Annotated in this window: 3 protein-coding genes and 1 pseudogene; 1 reads left to right on the forward strand and 3 read right to left on the reverse strand. The window is 49.3% G+C overall.

What is annotated here, in order from left to right; genetic code table 11:
• A pseudogene (locus tag DXD25_RS17000) lies at window positions 1-252 on the forward strand (hypothetical protein); the annotation flags it as partial.
• A gap of 98 nt (window positions 253-350) precedes the next feature.
• Here DXD25_RS17000 and DXD25_RS15980 read toward each other — a convergent pair.
• The 3 genes from DXD25_RS15980 to trxA all read right to left on the reverse strand — a co-directional run bounded on the left by DXD25_RS15980 (window position 351) and on the right by trxA (window position 3,031).
• The gene (locus DXD25_RS15980) at window positions 351-878 is read right to left on the reverse strand and encodes a hemerythrin domain-containing protein (RefSeq protein WP_117664353.1); all 528 of its coding nucleotides are present in this window, start codon (window positions 876-878) and stop codon (window positions 351-353) included.
• 33 nt (window positions 879-911) lie between these two features.
• The gene (gene hcp / locus DXD25_RS15985; protein ID WP_117664354.1) at window positions 912-2,555 is read right to left on the reverse strand and encodes a hydroxylamine reductase; all 1,644 of its coding nucleotides are present in this window, start codon (window positions 2,553-2,555) and stop codon (window positions 912-914) included.
• Between the two features lie 179 nt (window positions 2,556-2,734).
• The gene (gene trxA / locus DXD25_RS15990) at window positions 2,735-3,031 is read right to left on the reverse strand and encodes a thioredoxin (RefSeq protein ID WP_117664355.1); all 297 of its coding nucleotides are present in this window, start codon (window positions 3,029-3,031) and stop codon (window positions 2,735-2,737) included.
• Window positions 3,032-3,341: the final 310 nt, after the last annotated feature.

Below are 3,341 nucleotides of genomic sequence, written 5' to 3' on the forward strand. Positions count from 1 at the left end.
AAGACGGGTTATGATGACGGTTGGCAGGAGGGTCATGCCGATGGCCGAGAAGAAGGACGAGAAGAAGGACGAGCTGAGGGACGAGCTGAAGGACGAGCTGAAGGACGAGCTGAAGGACGTGTCGAGGGTCGTGCCGAGGGAGCCAAAGATGAGAAGAAGGCTACAGCCCGTCGCCTACTTGCAATGGGCTTGTCTGCCGAGCAAGTGACAGCAGCAACCCAGTTGTCATTAGATGAAATCAAGAAATTATAGCTGCTTTTTGCAATAGATAAAGGGAGATTTCGCCAAGAAATCTCCCTTTATTGTTGTATGCTCGGCATGGACGTTGTCTAACGGCTGCAAATTCTCCCTTAACTCAGTAGCTGCTGTTCCAGCAGCTGACTGCGAGGGAAGATGATCTCATTCTCTATATAGACATGCTCGTTCAGATCTTCTGCGAAATTCTTCAGCAGACTCAGTAGCAACTTATAATCTCCGCTGGCATCAGCTGCCGGGGTGTAGTTGTTTGTGAGCTTTCTGAGGCGCTGCTGGCGCTTGGTCTCATTATCATGTTCCAGTATCATCACGTGAATAGGCATGGCTACAGAGCCGCAATGTATCGGCGCTGCAGGCTGACCCGTAAACTGCGATTCCATCAGTTGATAGGTGAACGGAAAGAGAACCTGCTCTTCCTTCTGCAGATGGTTCTCCAGGTCAAGCATGCACTCGCTGAAGAGACTCTCTATTTCTGCCATTAACTGATTCTCACCCATCATCGAGTGGATGAGACTGAGGATTTCCGGACCCTTCTCACGGATTCCACGGTGATGAATCTTGAGGGCATAATCGATCAGCAGATCGGTTGGCCACTCCTCGAATTGATATTTTGATGCTCTCATATCCTATTGTAATATAAAATTATTAAATTCCTTTTATCCTATATATTTTTTGATGTCCTCTTCTACCGTTCCGTTTCCGGCAATGCCAAAGGTATCTACCAGTACCTTCAGTACGGCTGGTGAACAGAAGGCTGGGAGCGTAGGACCCAGATGGATGTTCTTTACGCCCAGATGCAGCAGGGCTAGAAGTACGATGACTGCCTTCTGCTCGTACCAGGCAATATTGAAGAAGATAGGTAGTTCATTGATGTCGCTGGCTCCAAAGATCTCCTTCAGCTTCAATGCCACAACCGCCCAGGAATAGGAGTCGTTGCACTGACCGGCATCCAGCACACGAGGAATGCCGTTGATATCGCCCAGATTGAGCTTGTTGTACTTGAACTTGGCACAGCCGCTGGTGAGTATCACTACATCCTGAGGCAGCGCCTTGGCAAACTCCTCGTAGTAGTTGCGGCTCTTCATTCTGCCATCGCAGCCACTCATCACCACAAACTTGCGGATGGCTCCGCTCTTCACTGCCTCTACTATCTTGTCTGCCAGGGCAAAGACCTGGGCATGCGCAAAACCGCCGATGATTTCGCCTGTCTCTATCTCCCTAGGTGGCTGGCAGGTCTTGGCAAGCGCAATCACCTCGGAGAAGTCCTTGTGGCCGTCGGCACCCGCCTGGATATGCTTCCAGCCAGGGAAACCGGTAGAGTTGGTGGTGAAGACGCGGTTTCTGTAGCCTGCCGATGGCGATGGCGGCACGATGCAGTTGGTGGTGAAGACTACAGGACCGTTGAAGCTCTCGAATTCCTCCTTCTGTTTCCACCACGCATTGCCGTAGTTGCCCACCAGATGCTTGTACTTCTTGAGCTGCGGATAGTAGTGGGCAGGAAGCATCTCGCCATGGGTATAGACGTCGATGCCCGTGCCTTCGGTCTGGATGAGGAGATCTTCGATATCCTTCAGGTCGTGACCGGAGATGAGGATGCCCGGATTGCTGCCTGTGCCGATGTTCACCCGGGTGAGTTCCGGATTACCGTATGCCTGGGTGTTGGCCTTGTCGAGGAGTGCCATCACATCCACGCCGTACTTTCCTGTTTCGAGTACCACGCCCAGCAGCGTGTTCATATCAGCATCAGGGTTGCTGATAGTGGCGAGTGCACGGCAGATGAAGCTGATGATTTCGCTGTTCTCTTCTCCCAGATGGGCTGCGTGCTCGTAGTATGCCGCCATACCCTTCAGGCCGAGCATGGTGAGTTCCTTGAGCGAGCGGATATCTGGATTCTCGTGGCGGAGCACGGATTCACGGGCGCCCTCTGCCTCATAGTCTGCCTTCTCGCCACCCCAGGTTACCTCCTGATAGGCAGGGAGGTGGATATTCATGCTTGCCGCCTTTTGCAGCAGCAGTTTCTTCAGTACAATACCCTTGTCCACCTTTTGCAGGATATCCTGGTCGTTGAAGTTGGCGTTGGTGATGGTGGTGAAGAGTGCATCCGTGAGGAAACGGGTTACCTCTGGTGTCGGCTCTTTGCCTATGCTATGCTGTATGGTTCCTATGCCACGAACCACGCTGAGCAGCAGATCCTGCCACTTGGAAGTTGTAGCCTCCTTACCGCAAACACCCTTGATGGTACAGCCTGTACCCTTAGCTGTTTCCTGACACTGGAAACAGAACATCTTGTTTTCTGTCATATTGCTATAAATTAATGAGTTATTTTAATGTTTTCTTCCAGGCGGCAATCTGCCATTCCTGGTTTCCGGCTGCAAAATTACGGCTTAAAAAATAATCCTACGGTAACAATTGTGACCGTAGGATATTAAAAAAACATAAAAAGAGTGTGGGGGAATGGATTTCGTTTTCAGCAGGGCTATTATTGCAGCTGCGAAATTTTCTGCATCAAATCATTCAGGCTCATGGCTCCGCTCTGTCGCCAGAGCATTTCTCTCTTTTTGAAGAGCATGAGGGTAGGGACCGACTGAATGCGGTACTGCATGGACAGTGCCTCGTTCTTGTCTACATCTACTTTCAGAATTCTGATGTCATCGCCCATCTTCTCCTTCAGCTGTTCCAGGATAGGGTGCATCATCTTGCAAGGTCCGCACCAGGTAGCGAAGAAATCTACCAATGTCAGCTGTTCGCCGTTAATCATTTCATTGAATTTTTCCATCATTATTGATATTTAAAAGTTATTACTTGTTTTTATCGGTGCAAAGATAAGAAGAATCCGGCATTCCACCAAATTATTCAGTCTATGTGGCGATAGATGAAGTCTATTGACGTAGCGCCGGATATGTCTTTCCTCCGTTAGGCGTTCCGGCTGATTTGCAATCGGCCGTCAAAAAATGTCCTAACTTCTTTATATTCTGGGGATATGATAGCGCTCTAAAGATAAGTTTTTATTCTAGTTACGCAAGAAAATCAGAGGAAAAGCTTTGGTGTCTTAAAATAAAGTCGTAACTTTGCAGCTGAAAATTAAT

Origin of the sequence: Prevotella sp. TF12-30, assembly GCF_003436715.1 — a bacterium.
GTDB lineage: Bacteria > Bacteroidota > Bacteroidia > Bacteroidales > Bacteroidaceae > Prevotella > Prevotella copri_A.

Bases quoted from the DNA above. Each gene is read 5' to 3' on its own strand.
- DXD25_RS15980 (WP_117664353.1), bottom strand. From the start codon at position 878: ATGAGAGCATCAAAATATCAATTCGAGGAGTGGCCAACCGATCTGCTG.
- hcp (WP_117664354.1), bottom strand. From the start codon at position 2,555: ATGACAGAAAACAAGATGTTCTGTTTCCAGTGTCAGGAAACAGCTAAG.
- trxA (WP_117664355.1), bottom strand. From the start codon at position 3,031: ATGGAAAAATTCAATGAAATGATTAACGGCGAACAGCTGACATTGGTA.